Source organism: Anaerobutyricum hallii DSM 3353 (assembly GCF_000173975.1).
Lineage (GTDB): Bacteria > Bacillota > Clostridia > Lachnospirales > Lachnospiraceae > Anaerobutyricum > Anaerobutyricum hallii.
The window spans coordinates 1-25421 of the sequence record NZ_ACEP01000076.1 but is presented as its reverse complement, the minus strand read 5'-3'; the positions used below and the strand labels follow the sequence as shown (position 1 = coordinate 25421).

Genomic DNA, 25421 nt, shown 5'->3' with positions numbered 1-25421 from the left:
CATAACTCACTTAGATTGCTTATGCCAAACATATAAGTAGATAGCAAGGAACACTCTCGCAAAGCAGCTAATGATTATGCCTGCAATCAAAGCAGGATAATAACTTGTAATCAATCCTGTATCTGCTGTTACGATGAAGATAATACCAATAACGAATGCTATAACATAGATAATGGGCATAAATTTTTTCATAAAATCACCTCCTCGTCAACTCCAGATTTGTTACTCACATGACATTTCATTGAAATGATAACGGACAACATAGACTTGTTATGGATATCTTATCTTAACAAACAGTTTCAATTTTCCGTAAAACCTCTTATCTACTTTTACTTTTTTGTATGTCGTCTTTTCGGTGTTTCTTTGCTAGAGTTTCTTGTGGTTATCGCTTTTTCTTACATATTCTATAAACTGAGCTTCTGGCATTGGTCGTGCATAATAAAATCCCTGTATCTCATCGCACTTGATTTTTCGTAATACATCCAGTTGTTCTGTTGTTTCAACACCTTCAGCAAGTACCCTCATATTTAGGGCTTTTGATAATTTTATTATATGATCCACAAGAATTTTCACTCTCGTCTCACATACGTGATTGATCAGACACTTATCTATCTTGAGAACACTAAATGGCAGTCTGCTTATGCTTTCCATTGAAGAATACCCGGATCCAAAACAGTGTAGCAAGCATATCGTATGTAGAATCCTGATCCGAAGTAATACAAAAATACGCACACTTTTGTTCAGCAATATTAAAAAAGTTTAAGATTTCAATGGAGCAGATCCCATTAAAACATTTTACGTTAAAAAAGCAACTGTTGTATATCCTGTTATTCTATTTTTCTCTCTGACAAAAAAGGTACCGGAAACCACCATCAGGAGGTTTTCAGTACCTTTTTATAATCCATCTGTTTATTTGAGCAATCAGACCTGTTTTTGTTTATGTACAGTACCGAAATGTTTCATCTGTCAGTATCCTTGCAAATATCAGTCCCAGCGGCAATGCGGCAATAATCAGTATCGCTGATGCAAACCAGGACGCTGCCGGACCTAGGGACATGATTCCCAGATTATAAAACCCTCTGTAAAGATACATACCCGGAACCATTATCACAATAGATGGAACTCTGTCAGGGAAATTCTTGGATATCCTACTTTACTTTTAATCAGCGATGCCAGGATTCCTGCTGTCAGTGCACCTACAAAAGCAGCTCCTGCAGGCGGTATGGCAGTCATATCAACCATCTCCAGTCGAAGAGTATTTGCAATGGCACCTATTCCTGCTGCTGTTGCAGCCAGCCGGACCGGGCTGTTAAACATAATTGAAAATCCAAATACCCCACAAAAACTTGTAATAAGACGAAGTAAAATCCAAGCTCCAACTGGTAAAGATATTTTCAGGAAATCAACTGGCTACAAATGAAGGATTAATGCCATAAGCCAGGCCGCCATGGTTGCTACCAAAATCACAATCAATGCATACATCAGTCGCTCTGTCCCGGACCGCATATCCAATTTGGCAAGGTCAATTCCACTGGTAATAAATGGAAAACCCAGGATAATAAACAACATCGCACAGATATACCCTGCCTCGTGCTGGATGGAAATCCCAAACAGCATCTCACCAATTTTGAGAAGTCCCGCATAAACAAGACATGCAAGTGATACAGAAGACACAATACACAAAAATAAAGTAAAATGATGTTTACTCAGTTTACAACGAAGAAAATTTCCAATTCCTGCACCTATAAAAGCGCAGAACATTTCAATGGGGCCTCCACCAAGCAGGAAAGTAAATCCGCCGCAGGCCAGAGCAGCCGCAAAACCAAGTGCAATCGGTGAGTACAGTCCATGAATTTTTTCTATGTTATCAAGCAGTACATGTAATTCCTCACCTGACATATCTTTTCCGTCAACTTCAAATTCCTGGATAAAATGCTCCAGCCGATTTAATTTTGATGTATTTACTCCTGTATTGGTCAGACAAAGAGATTGGGAAAAGCCATCCTGACCATCAAAACAGGTATACTCTATGGACATCAGACCTATATCTGCTGTACAGGTAATTCCCATAATTTCAGCAAGTGTATTCATAGAACTTCTGACCCGCCAGGCACCAGTTCCACAGGAAAGTAACATAATCCCAACTCGTCCAATAATGGATGCCTTTTCTGTAAGACTTGCCTGCGTAACAGGAACATTGGCGCCATCTTCATCTGTATATTCATGCCAAGATATATCCATATGGTTTTTTCTTATTAATTGCTGCATTTTATTCACACCCCGGCTGTTTTGTTTTTAGGATCATTTTTCAGAGCCTTTATTTCTGCCAGGATTGCCTCACGACATCCAAGACCGATACCGTTGGCAAGCTCAACTGTTTTTTCCATTTCATGTTCAAAATGGCAGAACGGAAGAAAAATTACAAGTTTGCTGGTGTTTTTTTCAACTCCGTTCTCATCACGTCTTCCATAATACATTAATGCCCGGGGCAGCTGTTCCTGTAATTTCATCAGATATTTCCATATAATGGCATAAGATCTCTCTTCGTTAATCTCCAGTGTAACAGATTCCGGAAATTCAAAAAGCATAAGAATTCCTGTGTGTTCTGAAATTCTGAATGTCTCAATCTCCCCCTTCTCATTATAACCATGTTTTTCCCGAAATCCGTCCGTCATGTACATATGATAATCCGGTATCTCATCCTGCTGTTCATACAGCTTATGAAACATTTTGTATTTTTTCGCACAGGCATGCTGATGTGACCCAGACAACAGATCTCCATTTTCGTCCGTAAGAAATATGGGATTTTCCACACCTTTATCATTAAAACGTATCGAAATTAGAAACGAATTTCGCAGAAGATCAAATACACTGCTGTTGCAGACTGCCATCATAAATGCAGACAGATCTTTATTTTCGTATGCAGTAAATAGAGCTGCCGCAAAAACAGTTCCCGGAATGTCTGTTCCTGCACCTTCACTTTCTTCCGCTGATGGAATTGCTTCAAAAAACGTATCTTTTAAACGTTCGCATGCATGAGGGTTTTTGAGAATCTCATCAAATATCTGTTCTGCTTTTTCTTCCCTTGGAAAAATCGTGCTCATAATAAAGCCTCCTTTTGTGCCCTATTATAAAAGCATCGTTATAAAATGTAAATTTCATCTCTTGTATATTAAATATAACAAAAGCTTATGCCAGATCCCGGTTCACTGACTGATGCACATGTTTTCTTACGAAGCAGAAGCACACTGCCTGCATGAGGATCGTAAGGATCCAGGATACCGGATAGGAAATAAACAGGAAACTCAAAGACCTGTGTGCAGGGAAAAGTCCGAAAATCCACACAATCCTGGTTCCTACGGTACCGATAATCGAAAGAATCATAGGTACTCCGGAATATCCCATTCCCCGGAGGGCTCCCGGGAGCAGATCCATAATACCACAACAGAAATATGGTACTGTAGTAAAGGCAAGGACTTCCACGCCACAGCGGATTACATCTGCATCACTGGTGTAGATCTTCAGAAGTTCCGGTCCAAAGAAATACGCTCCACAGCCAAGGGTCAGTGTCACACCGACAGAAAGGATCATACAGTCCAGAAGTACTCTGTCCATTCTTTTCAGTTTCTTTACTCCATAGTTCTGACTGGTGAAACTCATACAGGACTGGGTGACTGCATTGACAGACATATAGAGAAAGCCAAAAATATTATTGGCAGCAGTATATCCTGCCATTGCCACAGAACCAAAAGAGTTTACAGAAGACTGCAAAAGGGCATTGGACAGGTTGATCACTGTACTCTGGATACCTGCCGGTATTCCTACCTGGAAGATCTGCTTCAGATACTGTGTTTTGATTCCTAATTTTGAAAAATACAGCCGGTAACTGGTATTGGAAGTGTAGAGACAGCGAAGCACCAGAATACTGGAGATCAGCTGAGACACAATAGTTCCTATGGCTACACCTGCCACTCCCATATGAAACACAATAACCAGTACAAGGTTCAGAACTGCATTGGTCATACCTGAGATCACCAGGAAAAACAATGGTCTTTTGGTATCCCCTACTGCCCTTAATATGGCAGCTCCATAGTTATAAAGCATAAAGAAAGGCATTCCCAGAAAATAAATCCTCATATAAAGAACAGACTGGTCAATTACATCATTCGGAGTTCCCATAAGATTCAGTGCGAATCTTGCAAGCAATACTCCTGCCAGTGCCATAACAAGTCCACTGATCAGTGCCAGGGTAATAGATGTATGTACTGTCTCTGACATTTCTTTCTCTTTGCCAGAAGCATAAAAACGTGCTGCCAGAACGTTCGCACCCAGAGAGATCCCAATAAACAGATTGGTAAAAATATTGATCAGCGCTGTGGTAGAACCAACTGCTGCCAATGCCTGTCTTCCGGTAAATCTTCCCACCACAATGATGTCTACTGCATTAAATAGAAGCTGCAGGATTCCAGACAACATTAATGGCAATGAAAAGGATATCAGTTTGTCCATCAACGTTCCATTGCACATATCAATTTCGTATTTATTATTTTTCATTTTCCTCACTCCATTAAATCTTATCCATCTATTTTAGTATAACACCTTTTTTTATAATTCAAAATACAAATTTCTCTCAGAACATGTTATACTTATAAAAAATCAAACTACATTTAATAAAAAAGAGGATTTATTATTATGAGATACAAAGATGAATTAAGAATTGCCGGGGTTACCGCACTGTTTTGTTGTGCCATGCTTATGATCACCGCTGTAGTTCCCAAGGATACCACTGTAGCCAAAGCACGAAAGACTTTCAAAGAAGCTCCGGAGACTGCTGCTGATGCTGAAGCACAGGCTCAGAGCGAAGCCGAAGATGCTGGCTTCACTGTCTATACAGAAGACAGCAATTATGACTATGAAGATAACAGTTACGATGATTCCGGCTCTGATGATACCAGTACAGATACTTCTGACTCTGATTCTTCAGGCGATACTACTTACGATCCTTCTTATGACGACAGCACAACTGATAATACAGAGGATAATGTGATCGAAGATGATTCTTCCAGCGATTACGATACTTCGGATACAGATACCAGCGACAGTGGCGATGGAACGGAAGATGATACAGAGTTTGATTATCCTACAGAGGAAGAAACATTCCCGTCGGATTATGCTGACACCGGTGACTATACCGGCACAAACGTTTATACAGATAACAACTGGCAGTGATTTTGACGCCAACAAAGGGGCTGTCGGGAAATAGATAGTTCCAAAGCAGGGAGGGTATGACTCACAACGAGTCATACCCTCCCTGAATTTATCTGAAAAAAGAAAAAAAGATGGCTAACGACAACCATCTTTCTCTCCGTTACATGTTATAATGTAACTATGCTAACAACTAATTATTATAACGATTTTTTTGAGTTTGGGCAACAGAAAATTAACTTTAGTTTCTTCGAATTGAGTTTACCTGACGACGATCCAGTCTATACCCTGAAAAAAGTGATGGAGGAATTAGATTTTTCTGGCTTGTTAGCCAATTGTTCAGATAAGGGAAGAACCGGGTACAACCCAATTATGATGTATGCTGTAGTTACCTATGCAAATATGCGTGGAATACGTTCTGTTGACCGTATTGTTGATCTGTGTGAAAGAGACCTTGCTTTTATCTGGCTGACGCGCGGACAAAAACCGAAACGTGATGCTTTTTATGACTTTAAAAACAGGAAGCTGACATCTGATGTCCTGGATGACCTGAATTACCAGTTTATGCGGCGGCTGCAGAAAGAAGGGCTAGTCACATTAAAAGAACTTTTTATTGACGGTACAAAGATAGAGGCAAATGCAAACCGTTATACTTTTGTATGGCGCGGAAGCATCAATTACCATCTGGCAGGACTTCTGGACTCTATCGACCAGCTTTTTGAAAAATATAATTCTTTTTTGCAGGAGAATGATTATGGAACAAAGTACGAGCTGGGAAATGCACAGATGTTTGTGATCGAAGGGATGGATAAAGTTCGGGAAGTAATCGAAAAGAACAGAAAACGAAAGCTTGTAAAACATAAAAAGCTTTCAAATAACCGTATTATAGAGATCGATAACTGTTCACCGCTTGAAATACGGAAACTCCAGAACAATCTCACGCTGATCGCAGACAACGAGGGAATCGAATTTGTTTACGGAAAAGGAAAAAGAAAACCTGCACTTCAACAAGCTGCATGAGGAACTGGAACAATGCGGAAAACGACTGATGGAATATAAAGAATGCTTTGAGATCATGGGAAAAGACAGAAACAGTTATTCCAAAACAGATCTGGAAGCGACTTTTATGCGTATGAAAGAAGATTACATGCTGAACGGACAGTTAAAGCCAGCATATAATGTTCAGATCGCGGTAGAGAATTATTTTATCGTACATGGATATGTAAGCAGCGACCGCACCGATTATAATACCCTGATCCCGGTCCTTGAAAAACATAAGAATGCTTTCGGGAGTATTCTGGAAGAAGTAACTGCGGACAGCGGGTACTGTAGTGAAAAAAATCTGCTTTATTTAAAACGGAATGAAATATCCAGTTATATAAAACTGCAGGATCATGAAAAGCGAAAAACACGCGCTTATTCAGAAGATATCAGTAAATATTACAACATGAGGACAGGGATCTTTGAAGATGAACAGTTCTATATCTGCCATGACGGACGTGAACTGCGGCATCTCAGGACAGAGAGCAAAGAGCAGGATGGATATACACAGACCTTTGAGGTATATGGTTGTGCAGACTGCAGCGGATGTGAACATAAAGCGCGTTGTCTGTATAAGTATGATGCGGAAAAAGATGCCGAAAAGAACAAAGTCATGAAGATCAATGAACAATGGGAGGAACTGAAAGAAAGATCGCATGCCAATATCCAGAGTGAACGCGGAATCCTGAAACGCCAGACACGTTCCATTCAGACGGAAGGACATTTTGGAGATATCAAGGAAAATGAGAACTTCCGGCGTTTTAATTACCGTTCGGCAGATAAGGTATATAAAGAATTCATGCTGTATGCTATTGGAAGAAATATAAATAAATATCATCGTTTTTTACACGAAAAACTGAGAAAATTTGAAGGAAAAACTGCCTAGAAAAAAATGCGGCTGAAAAAATCCAAACAAGGATTTTTTGCGGCCAAAAACAGAAAGTATTTATCAAAATAAAAATATCCTGAACAAGTTGCAGAGCCAGAAAGCTCTGTAACTTGTTCAAGATATTTTTGTTTGGTGCTGTCAGCTCTAAAAAACGTTATTTACCGACAGCTCCTTTTTATAATGATTTATTTTCTATCTAAGATTTTATTAAACCGACTAAAGACTCCATAGTTTGTGTGTTTGACTTACTGTTTATATCTATCTTCTCCTAAATATTTTTCTAGTCATTGCAATATAAAATTGCTTATACAGTCTCTCCCTTAAGAGTCCTGGTATTCTGGATAATATACAGAGCGACCGATATGACCATCATTATAGCGCACAAACCAATCAACAGATCTGATACCATCGGTGTAATGTGGAACCATATAATATGCACCGCTGCAGTTCCATATAATAAAAAGGTTACTATCTTTCCATGCCAGTCTGCACCATGTACTTTTCCTGTCTTTCGTATCACAAGACATCCACTGACTACCATATACAGCTCCTTACCTGCCATTATTACGATTAAAAGAAGCATATGCGGAAAACGAGTAAACAGACAGATTAACATCGCTGCCTGTGTCAGCTTATCAGCCACCGGATCAAGTATTTTTCCTAAATTACTAATCCTATGGAATCTTCTTGCGATATATCCATCAGCAAGATCCGTAAGACCAGACAGCAATAAGATTTCACCAGCTAACAGAGGATTTTTCTTTACACAATAACTCCATATAATTACCGGAATCAGACAAAGCCGAAAAAAAGAAAGAAGATTAGGAACCGTAATAATTCTATTCAAATTTTCTTCCTGATTCACTTCCCTCTGCATGTACGGTCACCTCACTTTCCTTTTTTTTAGACATAAACCAATAAAATATAACACAAAATGCTAAAGCAAACACAACACCAAAAACATTTTGAATCACTCTAAGACTAACCGCTCCTTGTAGTCCATAAGTCTCTGCAGCAATGGCTAAAGCACCAAATGTGTTAAATACTGCCTGCCAGCCATATTGTGCTGAAAATCCTACACCGATTCCACCAAGAATTCCTATATATGCATAGATTGACGAAGGAAGCAGAAAATATAATACTGTAAAACATATAACACCTGCAATATTTCCGACAATCCTTTTACGGACTCTGTAGTGCATATCTTCCATAAACGGTAAAATCGCGGACATAGCCGCAATACCAGCCCACATTGCACGTGGCATATTACAAAGTTCTGCAATGCAAAGGACAATCGGTACGCATAAAATCTGACATATCTGCCATTTTGTTCTGGAAGAAGTGATATCAAATTCTTGTATCAGATCTTTCAGATTTCTTTTATAAGTTCTGTTTTTATGATTTCGATAAAATACGAAGCAGGTAAGTGCTGCACCTAAAGCCATTCCGACTAATCGCATCTGATAGCTTTTTCCCGTAACATCATAACCATATAGCAGCAGATACCCAAGAACCAATGTAGATTGATTAAACATGAATGGATTATGGCATCCGAACAGAATCAACACAGCCAGTGCCGCAATATTTAACAGCATTCCCAATACCGGTGAAAACTGATTTGCTAAATGCGGACATACAGTCATAATTACAAAGAACAAAGCCAAAAGCATCGTAGATTGTCCGGTGTGGATCCCCAGATCCGCATTTCTAAACACCATGAGACATAATAAGACTACTACACCTACAATGCTGTTCTCATTTCCAAATAGGATGCTGAAAATACTAACAAAGAAAAAACAAAATGCCATTGTAACAGCTATTTTCACCAGATATACCCACATATGATATAATTTTTCTTTTAGTGTTTCACTCTTTTTCAACAGGTTTTTAGAACCTGCCTGATTTAACTGCAACTCCTGATAAAATGTCATATAAATCCTCCCATCTTCTAATTTATCTTAAAACTATATAATCTCATCTTTCTGCTTTGGCAGCTCTATAACAAATCTGCATCCACCATATTCACGGTTTTCTGCTTTGATTGTTCCTCCGGCACTATCTACAATCCGTTTTACAAGTGCAAGACCTAGGCCATTTCCTTCTGCTTTATGAGATCCATCTACCTGATAGAACTTGTCAAATATTCTGGATTTTACATCATCCTCTATTCCTGGTCCTTCATCTTCCAGAATGAACTTAACAGAATCCTGTTCTTGTTTCAGAAACATCGTAATTGTCCCCTTTGAAGGGCTGAACTTAATCGCATTATCCAAAAGATTTATCCAGATATGCATAAAAAGTCCTTCATTCCCAGTATATTTAACTTCCTCCAATTCTACCTGAAAACCAATTTCTTTTTCTGTCCATTTTGTTTCCAATGAAAGAAATGCCTGGCGGATCTGTTCATCCAGACGATATTCTGTTTTTTTCATTGGTATATTCTGATTCTCTAACTTGGATAACAGCAAAATATTACCAACCAATCCGGAAAGTCTTTGGGTGTTAAATAAGATTTTTTCTACATATTCCTCTTGATCCGGAGACAGTTCTTCTCCCTGAAGCAGCATTGTATATCCTTCAATGGCATTAATCGGGGTCTTAAACTCATGAGAAACATTAGATACAAAATCCATCTGCAGCACCTCTGTTGCACGAAGTTCTTTTGTCATAACGTTAAAACTTTGATAAGATTCTCCAACTTCTGCTATACGGCTGTTCGTTTCCAAATGCTGTTCAAAATCTCCCTGAGAAACTTCCTTCATTGCTTTACTAAGTCTGGTAATTGGTTCCAGTAACTTTGCATTGATAAAGGAAGTGATCAGCCCTGCAATCAATGTATTGAAAATCAAAAGCCAGCCAAGCACAGGTATGCTGCCCGGCAGATTAAAAAAATGATTCAAAAAAGCAAATAATAAAGCAGATATGACTGTTGAAAATACAAGTGCCAGCCAGATCGCACCAGTCAGACAGGATCGGATCCTCAATCCTTTTTCTTTCTTTTGTTCCATTATTTTTTCACCACCTTGTATCCAATTCCACGCATTGTTACGATTTCAAAATCAGGGTTATCTTTCAAACGCTCCCTGATTCTTCCTATATGTACCTCTATCGTATGTGGGTCTGCCTCCGTCTCGTATCCCCATACTTCATCCATCAACTGTTGTTTTGTAAATGTTCTGCCTGGCGAAGCTGCAAGCTTATATAAAAGCAGGAATTCTTTTTTAGGCAAAACAAGACTTTCCTTATCAGTTGTAACCGTCATTGCATCATAATCAAACTCTGTTGAACCGATCACAATTTTGTGTTCATTCAGTATCTGTGCACGGCGAAGCAGTGCTCCGACTCTTAAAACCATTTCATTCACATTTACCGGTTTTACCATATAATCGTCACTTCCCGAAAGAAATCCCTGGCGCATATCATCAAAGGAACCTTTCGCAGTGATCATAAGTACCGGTATCTGATATCCTGCTGAACGGAGTTCCGACACCAGTTCATAACCATCCATAACCGGCATCATAATATCAGAAATGATCAGATCAATATATTCCTTATCCAATACTTCTAATGCCTGTGCTCCATCCGATGCACTTTTGACTTGATATCCATTCTTCTCAAGCACTTTTTGGAATAGCTGGCTTAATTCTTTATCATCTTCTACAATCAATATTTGAAACACGTTTTCCTTCCTCCTTATTAAAACAGATACCTTGCCCATCCAAGCAGATGCTGTACCAAAAATATTTTTCTCTGACGTTTCTTTGTTAATTCGATTGGCTCTACATGATATGGATCATTATAAGTTCCGCCTTCTAATATCTGGCGGGACACTTTTTCATATTCCATCATGCCCTCTTCCAACTGTTTATTAATATCTTTACTGCGAATTACAATCATCAGTTCCGTATCCAGATATGCACTTCTCATGTCCATATTAAAGGAACCGATTACAGACAGATCATCGTCAATCAGAATACTTTTTCCGTGGTATGAATAACCGCCTTCATATTCCCAGATATTAATTCCTGTACTTAAGATTCTATTTCTGTTTTTCGCATAATCGGCAGCCCCAAATGGATTCCCATTATTCGCAACTGAATTTGTCATGATAGAAAAATCTGAAACGTTCTCTGCAATCCCCTCCCATGTATTATACATCATATCATTACAGATAATATATGGCGTGTGGATCTTCACACGATTTTTTGCATTTTTCATCAATTCTCCCAACTGATACCACACTACTGGTTCTTTGGAACCTGTGTGAATAGGATTTGACACTAATGTAATCTTTTCTGTCTCAAAAGTTTCGTCCGTATAATTGGTCTCGCAGATTCTTTCCTTATTCTCTTCAAAATATTTCTGATAGCTGTTCTGCAGCTCTAAAACTGCGTTCTTTACAGATTTTCTATTTGCCAGTTTTTTATTGTTATGAAAATAACCACTGTCTTCCTGATTCCATATGGTTTCAAAATACTCTGACAACTGGTTAACTGAATTTTCTTTCTCAGGTTCATCGCAAACCACTAACACGTCTCTGTCATAGTTCTTATGTCCCGGAAAATCACCCAGGAAATAATTGTATGTATTTCTTCCCCCAAGAATATATCTCTTTCCATCTGCAATCAAATATTTATCATGCATTCTACCCATCATTTTCCACGGTTTCAACGGATTGGCCTTATTATACAGTTTAATTTCAACATTCTCATGGGAAGATAATCCATAGAAATACGGATTTCCTTCCATATCAATCCAGCTCTCCATTCCATCTACTAACAGACGAATATGTACACCTCTGTCTGCCGCATCATGCAGTGCTCCTAAAATCAATTTTCCACTTTCATCGGATTGAAATGCAAAAGTAGAAAGAATAATTTCCTTTTTTGCATTCTTGATCAAACGCACTCTTTGTAAAAGCGCTTCTGGATTCTTTTCTATGATTACTGCCCGTTCTGTATTTTCACTGCATTCGTTCCATGACCCATTTTTTGTTTCTTTTTTGGTTGTATTGGACACTTCCGGCTGCTTTTTATATGCAACGCAGATTCCGAGCAATTCATAAAAAGCCACACATAAAAAAATTGCCAGTATAACAAGAAGGATTTTACATATTTTATGCTTTTTCATTGTACATCACCTGATTCCTTTTTATTTCATACTTATACAATACAAAGTCAACCTCAATTTAACCTCAACAAGGTTTGTTTTTTTCATCCATGCAAAATCTTCTTTGTACAACAAACTGTTAGATATAGCAAAAACGGCCTTTCAAAAACAGTTAACTTCTAAATCAACTGTTTTTTGAAAGGTCGTTTCATCAGATTCTTATAGCAATCCAGCAAATAATCTCATAAATAATTGTCCTAGTCGCAAATATGCACTTCGTCCGGTTTGATATTGGTCTGTCACATCACGACATTCTCCCATCGTTCTTATCAGATCATTTTTTATTTCCACAACTGCCTGACAATCTGCCATAAAACAGCCGTTTTCAAAATGGTGATATAAACTTCGATAATCCAAATTAATTGTTCCACAAGTTGCCATACAGTCATCTGCCACACTCATTTTTGCATGACAGAAACCAGGAGTCCACTCATAAACACGAACACCATGTTTAACTAATCCATGATAAAAAGAACGCGTTATATTATAAATGAATTTTTTATCAGGGATACCAGGTGTGATAATTCTTACGTCTACCCCTCGCTTAGCAGCCAGACATAACGCATGCGTCATTTCATCTGTTATGATTAGATATGGAGTCATAAACCAACAATATTTTTCAGCTTTATTTATCATACTGATATAAACTTCTTCTCCTACCTGCTCATTATCCATAGGGCTGTCTGCATAAGGTTGAACAAACCCAGTTTGCTGTGCCGCATAATCATAGTGGAAAAGGTATTTACTAAAATCAGAATCATTAGCAGCCTTAGCACTTACTGCATTCCACATTTCCAAAAATGTCACCGTAAGCGACTGAACAGCATCTCCTTCTAAACGAATACCTGTATCTTTCCACTGTCCATACGGGTGTGTGTAATTAAAATATTCGTTTGCTAGATTATATCCACCTGTAAATCCGACTTTTCCATCAATAACTGTTATTTTTCTATGATCACGATTGTTCAAAAACAGATTTAAACCTGGCATAAACGGATTGAATACACGGCAATGAATTCCTATTGCCTCCATCTTTTTCACAAAATCTGTGTTAATAAAGCCTATAGAACCCATATCATCGTAGAATACTCTAACTTCCACACCTGCTTTTACTCGCTCTTCCAGAACATCTTGAATCTTATGCCATGCTTCAGCGTCTTCTATCGCATGATATTCCATAAAGATAAACTTCTGTGCTTTCTCCAAATCCTTAATCTGTGCCTCTAATCCTTTCACTGCTTCATCAAAATACACAATATCCGTATTCTGATAGATTGGATACTGCGAATTTCTTTGTATGTAACTTGCTATATTTCCTGCTTTCGGAATTGTTTCTTTTATTCTGCTCAAACACTCCTGACTGTCCGGAAGCATTGGTAACAATTTGCTATCAATTTCTGCATATCGCTCACGCATTTTATGTGTGCCACCATTCAAACCAATCAACAAATACAGGCCTACACCCATAATTGGGAAGATTAGAATTAAGATGACCCAAGGCATTTTCATAGAAGAGGTCTTATCTGATGCGTACAATCCCAAAACCAAGATTCCACTCAAAATCCTTGTAAATAAATTTATGATTTCTGCATATTCATTCAAGCGTGTTACGATAGTAATAATAAAAATCACTTCCAGAAGAATGCAGACTATGGAAAAACACAGCCGTTTTACCCCATTTTTTGTTTTTGCTTTGCCCTCTAAAGTATCTTGCTTCATATATATTCCACCTTCCTACTTGCTCAGTTTTCTGCCTAAATTTCATGAAACATACCAATTTTGTCTTTTATTCTCTGCATTTCATTATCTGCTTCAATGATAGCTCTTGCAGAATGAAGTAATTCTTCACTTATCTCATCATAGCCAGGCATTTCTTCAATTCCTTTTTTATAGCGAAGTTGATGTTCCAATGTTGCCCAGAAATCCATACCATTGGTTCGAATCTGTAATTCTACACGCATAGGTGTTTTACCCTTAGCAAAAAATACTGGTATTTCAACAATCATATGATAGCTTCGATAACCATTCGATTTTGGATTTTTTATATAATCTTTTATTTCAATAACTTTAATATCATCCTGTTGGGTAATCAAATCTGATATCATATAAATATCGTCAATAAACGCACAAACTATTCGAACGCCTGCTACATCATTGAGATATGTCTGTATATTTTCTGTTGTAAATTCATATCCCATCTTCTGCAGTTTATCGTAAATACTATTGGGCTTCTTAATTCTTGTTTTTATAAAAGAAATAGGATTTCGATTGTTCTCAACTGAAAATTCATCATCCAAAACCTCAAGTTTAGTTTGTATCTCCCGTATAGCACAACGATACATCATCATTAAATTATAAAATTTTGTAGCATTATTTAAAAACTGTAGTGATTCCGGACTGTTCATCCTGAGTTTTTTTACTTCATCTTTTGTCATGGAACTTTCCTTTCTACCTCATCCCTGATTTCAAAACATTATTTATTTTGATAGTTGATTCGTTCTCCTTGAATTACTGGATAACAAATCATTTTATCACTATCCAGATTTTCTACATGCATATCTACTGCACTGATCTGATGGTTTTCATAAGTATTGTAATAATAAATACCTTTTGTAACATTACAACACGACGTATACAATGTGATTTCATATTTTCCATCCGCTACTTCGCAACATCCTCGTTGCTGATCCACAGATCCGAGAATGTGGAAGAATTGGCTAACGCTTTCTTCCTCTGATTCACCTGAAATTGCATTTACCTTTGTAAAAGCTACACGTACAAAGCGTGAGGAAGATGAGAGATCTCCCGGAAGACCTAATCCTCCCATACCTCTACTATATGCATCAAGAGCCAAATTTTCGCAGAAAGTATTTCTGGGCTGTTTAGGAGATAAATACATATAATTATTTAGTTGAAACATCTGCTGTGGAAATGGCGGATTATTCGTAAGCACTCCTACTGGATTGTCATAAATATGCAAACCATCTGACATAGATTCTACCGTAATTGACTCATTCTCATCAGAAATGATCCAGTGTAATTGTGCTAATGGTAATTGCTCGCTGAAAGGAGTATTAACAATATTAATTCGTTCAAGAAGCTCGCGAACTTCAACTAAAGAAGAACACTGACTTAAAATCCACGGAATAAATTCAAACTGTGCAATATTTTCCACATCTGGCTTAATCGCGGCATAAACAGCATTTCCGACAAAATTCAGTCCTGCCATTGCCACTCCTTTTTCATTCATAGCATCATAATACAAAGGATAATCCTCTGCAACATGAGCCATTCCAATAATTGCATAATGATTTTTCATATCGCCAACATGGCGAAAATTAAACGCATAATTACGTGGTGTAATTACTATCTGATCACCATAAGAGAATTCATAATCGAGGGTTCGTCCAAAGTAAAAATCTTTTGTTTTATAAGTTGCTGCTGTACACATGATCGTTTATCCTCCTAAATAGATTGAAATATGTCAATGAGTTTTTTTCTTGAACAATAGTATAGCACAATCTTTTATTTTGTTCCAACTTCATACATGATCATAACATGTAAACTTTAAACTATTTTCCTAGATTATTTCTCCATCAGTTTTTCAAACTCTGGTTTCCAGTTTGCAAACTGTACAAGCTGTTCATCCGTGCGGTGATAATATCTTTCATTCTTGTCCAGCTTTGCAATCTGTTCCATTTCTTCATCTGTTAATGCAAAATCAAAGATATCCATATTGTCCTTAATGTGTTCTGCATTTTTACTTCCAGGAATTACAACAAATCCCATCTGAGTATGCCAACGGAGAATAACCTGTGCAGGTGTTTTTCCATATTTTTTGCCAAGTCCTGCAAATACCAACTCATTCATTAATGCTGTATCTCCATGTCCCAGCGGATACCAGCTCATAAGCTTAATTCCATATTTGTCTAAAGTTACACGAAGTTCTTTCTGTGTGAAATATGGATGTGCTTCCACCTGAATAAACTGAGGTACAATTTCCCACTTTGTTTCCAACTCTTCCATATATTTTCCTTCAAAATTCGAGATACCAATGGATTTTGCTTTGCCCTCTCTATACGCTTTTTCAAGCATTCTGTATCCGGCAAGCCAGTTGCCTGCAGGCTGGTGTATATAAAGTAAATCCACATAATCAACACCAAGTCTTTCTAGAGTTTCTTCTACAGTATTCTCATTTTCATATTCACTAGCCCATATTTTTGTTGATAGAAATATATTTTTTCTGTCAATTCCACTATCCTTGATTGCTCTTCCAACTGCACGCTCATTTACATAAGCATTTGCTGTATCAATTAGGGAATATCCCATTTTTAATGCCTCTAATGTACTTGTGTAGGCATCCGCTGGTGATAACATAAAAGTTCCTAGTCCAAGCATTGGACATTCCAAATTGTTATTCAACTTCATATTTTCCATCTTTTTAGTCCTCCTGAAATTTTTCTTTATCAAGCATTTTTATTACTTTTGCCGGATTTCCAACTGCTACTGCATAATCCGGTACATCCTTTGTCACTACAGATCCAGCTCCCACAATTGCGTGTCTTCCGATACATACTCCCGGAAGTATCGTAGCTCCAGCTCCTACCCAGGCATATTCTCTTATCAGAACAGGCTTACAAGTCAGAGTACACAAATCATATGGATCATGATTATTGGAAATAAGCTGTACATTTGCAGCAATCATAGCATTGTCTTCAATCGTTATTCCACCTCTTGCCATTGCAAGAAGATTAGAATTGATAAATACATTCCTGCCAATCTTTACGCTTCCAACACATGCTCCATTAAGCGGTGGGGATATCATACTCCCATCTCCTAGGTTATTTCCAAACAATTCCTTTAATAAATGATTATATTCATCAGTAAAAGGCATTGTATGATTAATCTGAAATAATATTTTTGTCTGACGTTGCCCTTCTGTACTTTCTTTTATTGACGCAGTTCTTACATCAACACGTATTTCCTTGCATTCCATTTTTCTAACCTCTATTTCTGTATCCATCTTTCAAGTACATCTTTCGCTTGATCTACGCTGCTTCCATGTATCGCAATGCCTTTCTCAATCACTGCACCTTTTGCACTTTTTTTAATATCACTCTCCGTATTTGACAATCCGCTTCCTTCATGCGTACAGAATGGATGAATTTTCTTTCCTGTAAAATCATAACTTTCCAGAAAAGTATATACAGCCATTGGCATGGTTCCCCAGTAATTCGGGTATCCAAGATAAATTTCGTCATATTGATCTATGTCCTGTGGCAGATTTAGTATCTCTGGTCGTTTTCCTGTCTGTTTATCCTCTTTTGCCTGTGCAATGCAGGTATTATAATCAGCGGCATAGGGAATCTTTTGCTCGATTTTGAAAAGGTCTGCTCCTGTCATATCAGCTATCATTTTTGCAGCTTTCTCAGTATTGCCAATCTGAATATATTTCATGGAACCGCCAAAATAATTTTCATCTGCTCTTGAATAAAATGCTACCAGCTTTGCCATTTGTACTATTCCTCCTTTGTCCATACCAGTTTTCCTGTTTTTACTGCTTCTTCATACCGTGATATCTTATAAGAAAGCCTGTCCATAGTTTCCTCTATCTGCTCTTTTTGCTTCTGAAGAATATCCATCTGCTCATTCAACAACTCAAGTCTCGCAGGTATTGTAGAATCTCCCGCCCTAAATAGCCTTTGATATTCAATCAGACTTTCTATAGGAAGTCCTGCATTTCTCATACATACTGCAAGCTCAACCCATCTAAGATCTTCTTCCTGGTAATTCCGAATTCCTCCGGATGTTCTTGTAACTTTAGGAATCACATTAACCCTCTCATAATAACGGAGGGTATCCTGTGAAATACCATATTTTTCTGACACTTCTTTTATTGTCATATTCTTCCTCCACAATTTAAAGAAGATTTTTCACACTCTGTATCCATTCATTAATTTGTTCCTGAGGTGTCTCCAGATTACTTCCACCTGTAGAATCAAACTGTATCTGCATATCGCAAACCACATTTGCGCCTTTGCAGGCTGCTTTCATATCCTTTATTACATGCCCTGGCCAGCCACCATTTGTCATAAAAGGTACTACTGTCTTTCCGGTAAAATCCTGTTGGTGCAGAAATGTTTTTACAGCCGGAGCCATTGTGTACCACCATGTAGGTGTCCCAACTGCGATGACATCATAATCTGCAATATTGATATCCAGCGGTTTAATTTCAGGTTCGTATCCGCGCTGCACTTCATTCTGTCCCTGATTTACCACATCATCATAACTGCCAGAATATGGAACTACGGTATCTATTTTTAGAATATCGCTATCAGTCTCACTCTGCAGCATTTTTGCAATTCTTTCCGTGTTTCCATTTGACCATGAATAATATATAATCAGTAATTTCTTCATCTTTTTACCTCCTGTTTCGATTAGTATACTACTTGAAGTTAACTCCAAGTCAAGAGCTTTTGATTTTTTCTTCATAAACGCTGGTATGACGCAGACTGTGGAAGACCCAAGACTCGCTACTGGCGGTTGGTTAGACCTTACCAGACAGGCATTCCACCTGCTAGACTACTCGCCCTTATCTGGGCGCACAATTCCGATTTGACGGTAATTTCTGTTTCTCTACATCCTACAAGCCCAGATAAAACTAATATACACAGACTAAATAACAGTACTCTTTTCAAACTCATAATTTCTTTCCAAGTTCATATGCTTTTTTCATCACATCAACATGGCTTGCAGCTATATTTGCGGCATCAATTCCACCGCCACCGACCATGCCTTTCAAGGAAGCCTTTTCAAAACAGTCTACCCAGCCTTGCAGACCATTGTAGCTTTTTCAAATGCACTTTCATCATTCTCAGCGGCAGTTGCAATCATATAAATATCTCTGAATGAATAATCTGTCGAATATAAAGGATTCAATCTATCAAGAAGTGTTTTCATCTGGCCACACATCTCATAGTAATAAATTGGTGTTGCATAGACAATAACCTCCGCATCCTTTACTTTTGCCATAATATCTGCAACATCATCCTTCAGTACACACATCCCATTCCTCTGACAGGATAGACAACCGATACAATATTTGATATCTTTTCCTTTCAAAGAAAGAAGTTCCACATCATGCCCGACTTCTTTTGCTCCCTTTGCACACTCATTTGCAAGTATATCAGAATTGCTGCCTCCTCGAAGACTTGTCGATATGATCAATACTTTTTTGCCATGATTAAATTTCTCCTTTTTCAGTGTCTTTTTTAACCTTCCGTATAACTTTCGCAGGCACTCCTGCCGCAATTATATTGGCTGGAACATCTTTTGTTACAACTGCTCCGGCTGCAATGACCGAACCTTCACCAATCGTAACCCCCGGAAGAACCGTTACATTTGCTCCAAGCCACACTTTTTTTTCGATGTGAATCGGCTGAAATATCATACCTGCTCTTTTCTCGGGATCTTCCATATGATTGATCGTTGCCAATACTGCATTATGTCCAATCAGGACTCCATCCTCTATATAAATACCACCCTGATCCTGAAACTTACATCCTGCATTAATAAAAACATTTTTACCTATATGGATATTTCGCCCGCAGTCTGTATAAAACGGAGGAAACATTCCAAAACTTTCATCTATTTTTTGTCCGGTAAGTTCCGACATAAGCTGTATAATTTCTTCTTTTGTATGATATTTGTTATTCAGCTCCATCGTTATCTTTAATGCCCTTTGAGACAGCTCATGCATAACCAGATGTTCTTCACTTCCACCATCTACGATATATCCGGGCTTCATATTACTCAAATATTCTTCACACGTCATAATTAACCAACTCCGTTTTCTTTAAAAAATTTCTGAATTTTGTCAAATGGGATCACATCCGGATTATCGTATAGATCTGTATGAACAGCTCCCGGAATTGTCAGCAGTTCTTTATTAGATGTGTACTTGCTGTTCTTGATCATATTTTCATAAGCATCTTTTCCAAAATAATAGCTGTGTGCTTTTTCTCCATGAACGATAAGGACTGCACTTCTGATTTCATTACTGTACTTTAATATTGGCTGATTCATAAATGACATACATCCAATACTGTTCCAGCCATCATTTGAATTCAGGCTCCTTTTATGATAACATCTGCCTTTATAATACTCACTGTAATCTTTTACGAAGAAAGGTGCATCTTCCGGTACCGGAAGTGGAACACAACCACCGCCTCTGGAATATTCGCCTTTGCGGTATTCTTCTGTCCTGAGGGTATTCAGCGACTGTTTCTTCGCATAACGTGCTTCTTCACTGTTCTCAGAATCAAAGTACCCATTCGCATTTACCCTAGTCATATCATACATGGTAGATGCAACAGTTGTTTTTATTCTTGTATCCAGTGCAGCTGCGTTAAGAGCCATTCCACCCCAGCCACAGATTCCAATGATTCCTATTTTATCTGGATCCACATCTTCCCGAACAGAAAGGAAATCAACAGCAGCCATGAAATCTTCTGTATTAATATCCGGAGAAGCCATGAATCTTGGATTGCCTCCACTTTCCCCCGTAAAAGAAGGATCAAATGCAATGGTAAGATATCCTTTTTCAGCCATCGTCTGCGCATATAATCCGGAACACTGTTCTTTGACTGCGCCAAATGGTCCGCTTACGGCAATCGCAGGATATTTCCCAGATGTATTTTTCGGCTTATACAGATCTGCGGCAAGTGTGATTCCATAACGATTTATAAATGTCACTTTCTGATGATCTACTTTTTCACTCTGTAGAAAAGTTTTATCCCATTCAGATACCAGCTGTAATTCTTCTGTTTTTAACATATTTATCATCCTTCCATATACAAAATTTCTTGTAAATATACTAACAATAGTATATGATATAAACATCATACAACCTAAAGTTGACTTTAGGTCAAGCACGTTTTGAAAGAAGGTTTATTATGTATACAATCGGTCAGGTTTCTGCAATGTTTGGTCTTCCTGTTTCTACCTTAAGGTATTATGACAAGGAAGGTTTTTTCCCTAATCTGGAACGTAAGGGAAACATCCGTTATTTCAGCGATAATGAATTGGAAGCTCTTCGCATTATTGAATGTCTGAAGAAATCCGGTCTTGAGATTAAAGATATAAAGCAATTTTTTATCTGGGTATCTGAAGGCAGCTCCAGCTATGAAAAAAGGAAAGAATTATTTGAAGCCAGAAAATCAGCTGTTGAAACTGAAATTCAAGAACTTCAAAAAACTCTCTCCCTCTTAAAATTCAAGTGCTGGTATTACGAAACAGCAATGAAAGATGGTAACGAAGATGCTATAAATGCCATGTTGCCTGACAAACTTCCAAAAAATATACAGAAACTATATGATAAAGGGCATGACTGATTTTTGCTTTCTCCATCAAACTGGAAGTTGTTGGGTTCTTTACATAGATTAAATATCAATTTATAAATCAAACTCGCCTTCTATCTTTTCCTGTTCGTCTATAATATTCATCCTTATCTGCATACATCAACTTATCAGCCATTGCCTTAATTTCTTCAAAATTAAGTTCTATATGTTCTGAACAAACAACTATTCCCTTAGACACACTAAGTTCAGAAATAAGATTTCCCTGGAAGTTTTCAGTTAAATAATCAAATGTCTTAACTGCATCCTGTGCTTCTTCTCTCGTTCCTCTCAGTAATGCAGCAAACTCATCGCCACCTACACGATACGTCCTTCCAAGACCTGAGAATGCATTATCCATACACTTCGAAGCGCCAATAATTAACTCATCTCCTGCTTCATGACTAATATTATCATTAGCTGCTTTTAAACCGTTCAAATCCATCATAATAAGAACGTATTCTATTAAGTTATTATTTTTCTTGATTATTTCACAGTCAACTTCAAACCCTCGTCTATTATATAAGCCTGTAAGCTCGTCCTTTATAGATGCTTCATATCTTCTGTTGTATGCATTCTTTGCCTTCTTCTCTCTCATACTAATAATAACAAATGAAGTTGCCATTATTAATACGCCTGCAATAAAGATTAAAACAATTGGAAGTATAATTTTATTTTCATCCAATTTAACAGGATTATTATCTCTTATTACTATATACCAATCAAATCCTTCGAGATACTTGGTCATATAACAGCCATTCTTCGATAACTGATAATAAAAATCATCATCTGATATATTGCCAAAATATGAATTATCCAAGTAGCCTGTTCCTATAGAACTTACATCCGTATCAACCTGTATAAGTCCATCATGATTAACTAAATATACTTTGATATTGTATTCTTCCTCGAACCTGGCAAGTATGTCTACAAGGTCATTCATATCAACTCCGACACCACATGCTCCCAAAATGTCTCCATTCGTGTCAATAATACCGTAATTAATAAACACCGAAAGACTCCCGTTATTATCTTCATCAGTATCAACATTAACTATATATCTTTTCCCTGAATCCAAGTAATCCTTATACCATATATCATGGCTGTCATTTTCAACATCAAGATACCTACTTATTCCATTATATGTATAATATGCTCTTGTTTTATCCGAAACAACAAATACCATTTTATAATCAAATTCATTACCAATGGATACCAGACGATTAGTTATATCGTCTTTGACACTCTCCGCCTCTTCTCTGGTTTTCCCCTCTATGTAGGTTCTTATATCAATATCACTGCTAATCGTCTGAGAAACAGTAATTGGCTTAATAAGTTCATTCTCAATCTTTGCTGAAACCATCTGCGCAATTGTTCTGCTCTGTATTTCAGAGTTTTCCTTAGTTACCTGCTGGATCACATTCACACATGCTATGATGGAAACACTCATGCTAAGTAGCATTATGATAAACATAATAACAGCACCAAATCTGCTGTCATTAATCATATTCGTATGTTCATCCCCATTATGAGACCAATCATACATATATGCAGCAAACATTACGACTGAACCTATTCCCAGTCCTAAATTGGTTATAGAAAATCCATAAATAAAGGACTGTACAACTGTTGCAATTATTGGAATAAACGAAAACAGAATCATTGAAATGAAGCTTCGTTTTTTCAAATACTTTCTATACTTAATCGCCATACCTGCTCCTATAAATATGACGACAAGTGATATTAGTGTATATACATACCAGGAATTATTCCTGTGATAATAATTTGCCTCATCGAAATAATACATCCATGGATAAAACAAATTAACCACAACAATGAAAATATTAATGCACGAAAAGATATTGGCAATTTTAACACTATTGCCACTTACTTCAGCACCTTTTTCAACAAAAACAGAACTAACAAACCTAACATAGGTATTTGCCATTGCTATGTTCATAGCAAATACCATAAGATTAGCAATTCTAGTTACTAAAATATTAAAAAGACCAAGGTTACCTCTAAAAATATATGCCAAAGTCTCTCCAAAAAACAGAACTGTAGCAATAAGAAATAATCGAACGAACATCCTCATACTCTTCTGTTTTGGATTATTTGCTTTAATTGAAACAAATATTATTAGACAGAACAAACAAAAGAACATATCCATTGTTGCCTGTGCAATTTCAAGACTTGTAATATTCGTCTATTTTTCTCCTCGTCGGTTGATACTCTTTTTTACCTTATATTTGAATTGATGGATAATGCTTGTTTTTTTATTCTTATACAAGATTACTGTTTTTTCTTCGAAAGGTAAATTTATCAATTCTGCAACTTCAAATCTTACATTTCTTTCTGAAATACAAACATTCCCTCATTGCCATCCCCAATAAAATCATCTGGTGTATCTAGCATAGGATGTTTCTCATTGAAAAACTCTGTGATGTGAAATCCACAAATATTCACATAAAAGTGGATGTTGCGTTTTTCAAAATATGGAGTACAAGTTTCCCATACCTTTGTATCAGGATATAACTTTTCAATCGCATACCAAATAGACTTTCCAATACCTTTTCCTTGTACACCACTTTTTACATATAATAAGTCAAGATGATTATGTTGCGTTTCGGTGTCGATTGCAACAATCACACCACCAACAGTTTCTCCATCCAACACAGCTTTATATACTACTGAACCTTTACCATTTAAGGATTGGTCTATGTCCTTTTCTGGAAGAATCGTTTCTTCACATTTACCAAACACATCTTCAAATCCTTTTTGAAATGCACACTGTACATTTTTCTTAAATTCAGCAATGTCATTTTCGGACATTAGAATAAGTTCTAAGTTCATTTCTGTCCACTCCGTAAAATTCCGATTTCACGACATTATTTCTAATACAGATTATACTATATTTTTTTAATTCAGTCCACGCATTATGCCTAACAGGTATAGATACCTGATGCAAAAATAATATTTAATTATCCTCATCTCTTATTTTTGCGACCATCAACACTCTCCGATACTGCCGCATTTTTTCTGCACCTACCAGTGTAAAGTATCGTTTTACATCCTAATCAGTCATACCTTCTTCAATGCCTTTTATAATCTCTTCCTGTTCTTCTGGTGATAGCTCACTAGAATATCGTCTAAAGCAATCAATAATGTCTCCTGATAAGTCCCATTGTCCTCTATCCTGTAGCATATCTGGCTGCTGGTCTGTCTCTTTTTCTTCTTCCTCTTCGTTTACCTCTGCAACTTGTATTTCTTTTACCATCTTTTCCAGTTCTCTCAGGCTTGGCTGTGGAGTTTCATTGAAGTTAAGGTAAAGGAAGGCTTCTTCGTCTATCTGGAACGTCTGAATACTGGAATCTTCTTTTGCTTTTTCTTCAAAAAATGTAAACTCTTCTTTTGAAATGTAATTCAATCTTGACTCAAAACGGGTTGTGATATATTTTTTATTTCTTTCATCATAGGAAACATATACTGGATTTTTATAGCCATTTTGTCCGGCTATCTTCTCTGCTTCTTTAAATACCTATGTATTGAACGGCCAGTTTTTCTTATCGTAGATGGGGCGTTCTCCCTTTAGGAACAGGATGCAGTCGTTTTTCGGCATCCGGCTGATCTGTCCCGGAGTCATTAATTTCATTCCGGCCTTGCTCATCTGCAGATTGCCACTGCCTTGCGAATGTCCCAGGCTTTCGGAACGGCTGTCGATT

26 protein-coding genes and 2 pseudogenes are annotated in these 25421 nt (G+C 37.4%); 3 read left to right on the top strand and 25 right to left on the bottom strand.

Going from position 1 to position 25421, the window contains the following annotated elements; translation table 11 throughout:
- Positions 1 to 6: 6 nt before the first annotated feature.
- The 5 genes and pseudogenes from EUBHAL_RS07325 to EUBHAL_RS07305 form a co-directional block, all read right to left on the bottom strand.
- Positions 7 to 192 carry a hypothetical protein gene (locus EUBHAL_RS07325; RefSeq protein WP_005347279.1) on the bottom strand — a complete coding sequence of 62 codons (186 nt, stop codon included), beginning with the start codon at positions 190 to 192 and terminating at the stop codon, positions 7 to 9.
- Positions 193 to 366: 174 nt separating this feature from the next.
- Positions 367 to 651 carry an EAL domain-containing protein gene (locus EUBHAL_RS07320; protein ID WP_005347275.1) on the bottom strand — a complete coding sequence of 95 codons (285 nt, stop codon included), beginning with the start codon at positions 649 to 651 and terminating at the stop codon, positions 367 to 369.
- Positions 652 to 937: 286 nt separating this feature from the next.
- Positions 938 to 2268 (bottom strand): annotated as a pseudogene (locus tag EUBHAL_RS16800) (threonine/serine exporter family protein).
- 5 nt (positions 2269 to 2273) lie between these two features.
- Entirely contained in the window at positions 2274 to 3104 is an 831-nt protein-coding gene (locus EUBHAL_RS07310; RefSeq protein ID WP_005347252.1) for a DUF4866 domain-containing protein, read from the bottom strand.
- 85 nt (positions 3105 to 3189) lie between these two features.
- On the bottom strand, positions 3190 to 4554 hold the full coding sequence (locus tag EUBHAL_RS07305) for an MATE family efflux transporter (RefSeq protein ID WP_005347249.1): 1365 nt from the start codon (positions 4552 to 4554) through the stop codon (positions 3190 to 3192).
- Positions 4555 to 4692: 138 nt separating this feature from the next.
- Between EUBHAL_RS07305 and EUBHAL_RS14795 the strand changes: the two genes are divergently transcribed.
- Both EUBHAL_RS14795 and EUBHAL_RS17380 read left to right on the top strand, forming a co-directional pair.
- Positions 4693 to 5229 (top strand): hypothetical protein, encoded by a 537-nt coding sequence (locus EUBHAL_RS14795; protein WP_005347247.1) that lies wholly within the window; start codon positions 4693 to 4695, stop codon positions 5227 to 5229.
- Between the two features lie 159 nt (positions 5230 to 5388).
- Positions 5389 to 7132 (top strand): annotated as a pseudogene (locus EUBHAL_RS17380) (IS1182 family transposase).
- 307 nt (positions 7133 to 7439) lie between these two features.
- Here the strand turns inward: EUBHAL_RS17380 and EUBHAL_RS07290 are convergent.
- The 16 genes from EUBHAL_RS07290 to EUBHAL_RS07215 form a co-directional block, all read right to left on the bottom strand.
- On the bottom strand, positions 7440 to 8012 hold the full coding sequence (locus EUBHAL_RS07290) for a CDP-alcohol phosphatidyltransferase family protein (protein WP_005347242.1): 573 nt from the start codon (positions 8010 to 8012) through the stop codon (positions 7440 to 7442).
- Positions 7975 to 9066: an FUSC family protein gene (locus EUBHAL_RS07285; protein ID WP_005347241.1), complete on the bottom strand. Its 1092-nt coding sequence runs from the start codon at positions 9064 to 9066 to the stop codon at positions 7975 to 7977. Before EUBHAL_RS07285 ends, EUBHAL_RS07290 begins: the two co-directional genes overlap by 38 nt.
- A gap of 33 nt (positions 9067 to 9099) precedes the next feature.
- A complete protein-coding gene (locus EUBHAL_RS07280) occupies positions 9100 to 10143 on the bottom strand; it encodes a HAMP domain-containing sensor histidine kinase (RefSeq protein WP_005347239.1) in 1044 nt (347 codons plus the stop codon).
- On the bottom strand, positions 10143 to 10853 hold the full coding sequence (locus tag EUBHAL_RS07275) for a response regulator transcription factor (protein WP_005347237.1): 711 nt from the start codon (positions 10851 to 10853) through the stop codon (positions 10143 to 10145). Before EUBHAL_RS07275 ends, EUBHAL_RS07280 begins: the two co-directional genes overlap by 1 nt.
- On the bottom strand, positions 10832 to 12265 hold the full coding sequence (locus EUBHAL_RS07270; protein ID WP_005347235.1) for a phospholipase D family protein: 1434 nt from the start codon (positions 12263 to 12265) through the stop codon (positions 10832 to 10834). Before EUBHAL_RS07270 ends, EUBHAL_RS07275 begins: the two co-directional genes overlap by 22 nt.
- Before the next feature lie 198 nt (positions 12266 to 12463).
- Positions 12464 to 14023, bottom strand: a complete 1560-nt coding sequence (gene cls / locus EUBHAL_RS07265; RefSeq protein WP_005347233.1) for a cardiolipin synthase — start codon at positions 14021 to 14023, stop codon at positions 12464 to 12466.
- Between the two features lie 35 nt (positions 14024 to 14058).
- A complete protein-coding gene (locus EUBHAL_RS07260) occupies positions 14059 to 14739 on the bottom strand; it encodes a GTP pyrophosphokinase (RefSeq protein WP_005347231.1) in 681 nt (226 codons plus the stop codon).
- 38 nt (positions 14740 to 14777) lie between these two features.
- On the bottom strand, positions 14778 to 15755 hold the full coding sequence (gene bsh, locus EUBHAL_RS07255) for a choloylglycine hydrolase (RefSeq protein ID WP_005347230.1): 978 nt from the start codon (positions 15753 to 15755) through the stop codon (positions 14778 to 14780).
- A gap of 134 nt (positions 15756 to 15889) precedes the next feature.
- Positions 15890 to 16741: an aldo/keto reductase gene (locus tag EUBHAL_RS07250; protein ID WP_005347228.1), complete on the bottom strand. Its 852-nt coding sequence runs from the start codon at positions 16739 to 16741 to the stop codon at positions 15890 to 15892.
- Between the two features lie 4 nt (positions 16742 to 16745).
- Positions 16746 to 17300 (bottom strand): acyltransferase, encoded by a 555-nt coding sequence (locus EUBHAL_RS07245; protein ID WP_226799606.1) that lies wholly within the window; start codon positions 17298 to 17300, stop codon positions 16746 to 16748.
- A gap of 11 nt (positions 17301 to 17311) precedes the next feature.
- The gene (locus EUBHAL_RS07240) at positions 17312 to 17842 is read right to left on the bottom strand and encodes a flavodoxin (RefSeq protein ID WP_005347223.1); all 531 of its coding nucleotides are present in this window, start codon (positions 17840 to 17842) and stop codon (positions 17312 to 17314) included.
- Positions 17824 to 18207, bottom strand: a complete 384-nt coding sequence (locus tag EUBHAL_RS07235) for a MerR family transcriptional regulator (RefSeq protein WP_005347219.1) — start codon at positions 18205 to 18207, stop codon at positions 17824 to 17826. Before EUBHAL_RS07235 ends, EUBHAL_RS07240 begins: the two co-directional genes overlap by 19 nt.
- A gap of 16 nt (positions 18208 to 18223) precedes the next feature.
- Positions 18224 to 18796 carry a flavodoxin gene (locus EUBHAL_RS07230; RefSeq protein WP_005347217.1) on the bottom strand — a complete coding sequence of 191 codons (573 nt, stop codon included), beginning with the start codon at positions 18794 to 18796 and terminating at the stop codon, positions 18224 to 18226.
- A 330-nt stretch (positions 18797 to 19126) separates the two neighbouring features.
- On the bottom strand, positions 19127 to 19531 hold the full coding sequence (locus EUBHAL_RS07225; protein ID WP_005347216.1) for a flavodoxin family protein: 405 nt from the start codon (positions 19529 to 19531) through the stop codon (positions 19127 to 19129).
- Positions 19532 to 19547: 16 nt separating this feature from the next.
- Entirely contained in the window at positions 19548 to 20138 is a 591-nt protein-coding gene (locus tag EUBHAL_RS07220; protein WP_005347213.1) for a sugar O-acetyltransferase, read from the bottom strand.
- Positions 20139 to 20140: 2 nt separating this feature from the next.
- Positions 20141 to 21139, bottom strand: coding sequence for an alpha/beta hydrolase (locus EUBHAL_RS07215; RefSeq protein WP_044922469.1), 999 nt, complete (start codon positions 21137 to 21139; stop codon positions 20141 to 20143).
- Between the two features lie 119 nt (positions 21140 to 21258).
- Here EUBHAL_RS07215 and EUBHAL_RS07210 point away from each other — a divergent pair, with 119 nt between their 5' ends.
- Positions 21259 to 21696 (top strand): MerR family transcriptional regulator, encoded by a 438-nt coding sequence (locus EUBHAL_RS07210; RefSeq protein ID WP_005347208.1) that lies wholly within the window; start codon positions 21259 to 21261, stop codon positions 21694 to 21696.
- A gap of 67 nt (positions 21697 to 21763) precedes the next feature.
- On the opposite strand, the gene EUBHAL_RS07205 is transcribed toward EUBHAL_RS07210, so the two are convergent.
- From EUBHAL_RS07205 to EUBHAL_RS07190, 4 genes are all read right to left on the bottom strand, one after another.
- Positions 21764 to 23737 carry a sensor domain-containing diguanylate cyclase gene (locus EUBHAL_RS07205; RefSeq protein ID WP_167534395.1) on the bottom strand — a complete coding sequence of 658 codons (1974 nt, stop codon included), beginning with the start codon at positions 23735 to 23737 and terminating at the stop codon, positions 21764 to 21766.
- A gap of 305 nt (positions 23738 to 24042) precedes the next feature.
- Entirely contained in the window at positions 24043 to 24552 is a 510-nt protein-coding gene (locus EUBHAL_RS07200) for a GNAT family N-acetyltransferase (protein WP_005347204.1), read from the bottom strand.
- Positions 24553 to 24772: 220 nt separating this feature from the next.
- Positions 24773 to 25126: a hypothetical protein gene (locus EUBHAL_RS07195; RefSeq protein ID WP_005347203.1), complete on the bottom strand. Its 354-nt coding sequence runs from the start codon at positions 25124 to 25126 to the stop codon at positions 24773 to 24775.
- Positions 25127 to 25237: 111 nt separating this feature from the next.
- Positions 25238 to 25421: type IV secretory system conjugative DNA transfer family protein (locus EUBHAL_RS07190; protein ID WP_044922464.1), on the bottom strand; the 184-nt coding region annotated here is incomplete at its 5' end.

What these genes read in the sequence shown, in the direction of transcription:
- EUBHAL_RS07325 (WP_005347279.1), bottom strand. Translation starts at nt 192, where the DNA reads ATGAAAAAATTTATGCCCATTATCTATGTTATAGCATTCGTTATTGGT.
- EUBHAL_RS07320 (WP_005347275.1), bottom strand. Translation starts at nt 651, where the DNA reads ATGGAAAGCATAAGCAGACTGCCATTTAGTGTTCTCAAGATAGATAAG.
- EUBHAL_RS07310 (WP_005347252.1), bottom strand. Translation starts at nt 3,104, where the DNA reads ATGAGCACGATTTTTCCAAGGGAAGAAAAAGCAGAACAGATATTTGAT.
- EUBHAL_RS07305 (WP_005347249.1), bottom strand. Translation starts at nt 4,554, where the DNA reads ATGAAAAATAATAAATACGAAATTGATATGTGCAATGGAACGTTGATG.
- EUBHAL_RS14795 (WP_005347247.1), top strand. Translation starts at nt 4,693, where the DNA reads ATGAGATACAAAGATGAATTAAGAATTGCCGGGGTTACCGCACTGTTT.
- EUBHAL_RS07290 (WP_005347242.1), bottom strand. Translation starts at nt 8,012, where the DNA reads ATGCAGAGGGAAGTGAATCAGGAAGAAAATTTGAATAGAATTATTACG.
- EUBHAL_RS07285 (WP_005347241.1), bottom strand. Translation starts at nt 9,066, where the DNA reads ATGACATTTTATCAGGAGTTGCAGTTAAATCAGGCAGGTTCTAAAAAC.
- EUBHAL_RS07280 (WP_005347239.1), bottom strand. Translation starts at nt 10,143, where the DNA reads ATGGAACAAAAGAAAGAAAAAGGATTGAGGATCCGATCCTGTCTGACT.
- EUBHAL_RS07275 (WP_005347237.1), bottom strand. Translation starts at nt 10,853, where the DNA reads ATGGGCAAGGTATCTGTTTTAATAAGGAGGAAGGAAAACGTGTTTCAA.
- EUBHAL_RS07270 (WP_005347235.1), bottom strand. Translation starts at nt 12,265, where the DNA reads ATGAAAAAGCATAAAATATGTAAAATCCTTCTTGTTATACTGGCAATT.
- cls (WP_005347233.1), bottom strand. Translation starts at nt 14,023, where the DNA reads ATGAAGCAAGATACTTTAGAGGGCAAAGCAAAAACAAAAAATGGGGTA.
- EUBHAL_RS07260 (WP_005347231.1), bottom strand. Translation starts at nt 14,739, where the DNA reads ATGACAAAAGATGAAGTAAAAAAACTCAGGATGAACAGTCCGGAATCA.
- bsh (WP_005347230.1), bottom strand. Translation starts at nt 15,755, where the DNA reads ATGTGTACAGCAGCAACTTATAAAACAAAAGATTTTTACTTTGGACGA.
- EUBHAL_RS07250 (WP_005347228.1), bottom strand. Translation starts at nt 16,741, where the DNA reads ATGGAAAATATGAAGTTGAATAACAATTTGGAATGTCCAATGCTTGGA.
- EUBHAL_RS07245 (WP_226799606.1), bottom strand. Translation starts at nt 17,300, where the DNA reads ATGGAATGCAAGGAAATACGTGTTGATGTAAGAACTGCGTCAATAAAA.
- EUBHAL_RS07240 (WP_005347223.1), bottom strand. Translation starts at nt 17,842, where the DNA reads ATGGACAAAGGAGGAATAGTACAAATGGCAAAGCTGGTAGCATTTTAT.
- EUBHAL_RS07235 (WP_005347219.1), bottom strand. Translation starts at nt 18,207, where the DNA reads ATGACAATAAAAGAAGTGTCAGAAAAATATGGTATTTCACAGGATACC.
- EUBHAL_RS07230 (WP_005347217.1), bottom strand. Translation starts at nt 18,796, where the DNA reads ATGAAGAAAAAATCAAAAGCTCTTGACTTGGAGTTAACTTCAAGTAGT.
- EUBHAL_RS07220 (WP_005347213.1), bottom strand. Translation starts at nt 20,138, where the DNA reads ATGACGTGTGAAGAATATTTGAGTAATATGAAGCCCGGATATATCGTA.
- EUBHAL_RS07215 (WP_044922469.1), bottom strand. Translation starts at nt 21,139, where the DNA reads ATGTTAAAAACAGAAGAATTACAGCTGGTATCTGAATGGGATAAAACT.
- EUBHAL_RS07210 (WP_005347208.1), top strand. Translation starts at nt 21,259, where the DNA reads ATGTATACAATCGGTCAGGTTTCTGCAATGTTTGGTCTTCCTGTTTCT.
- EUBHAL_RS07200 (WP_005347204.1), bottom strand. Translation starts at nt 24,552, where the DNA reads ATGAACTTAGAACTTATTCTAATGTCCGAAAATGACATTGCTGAATTT.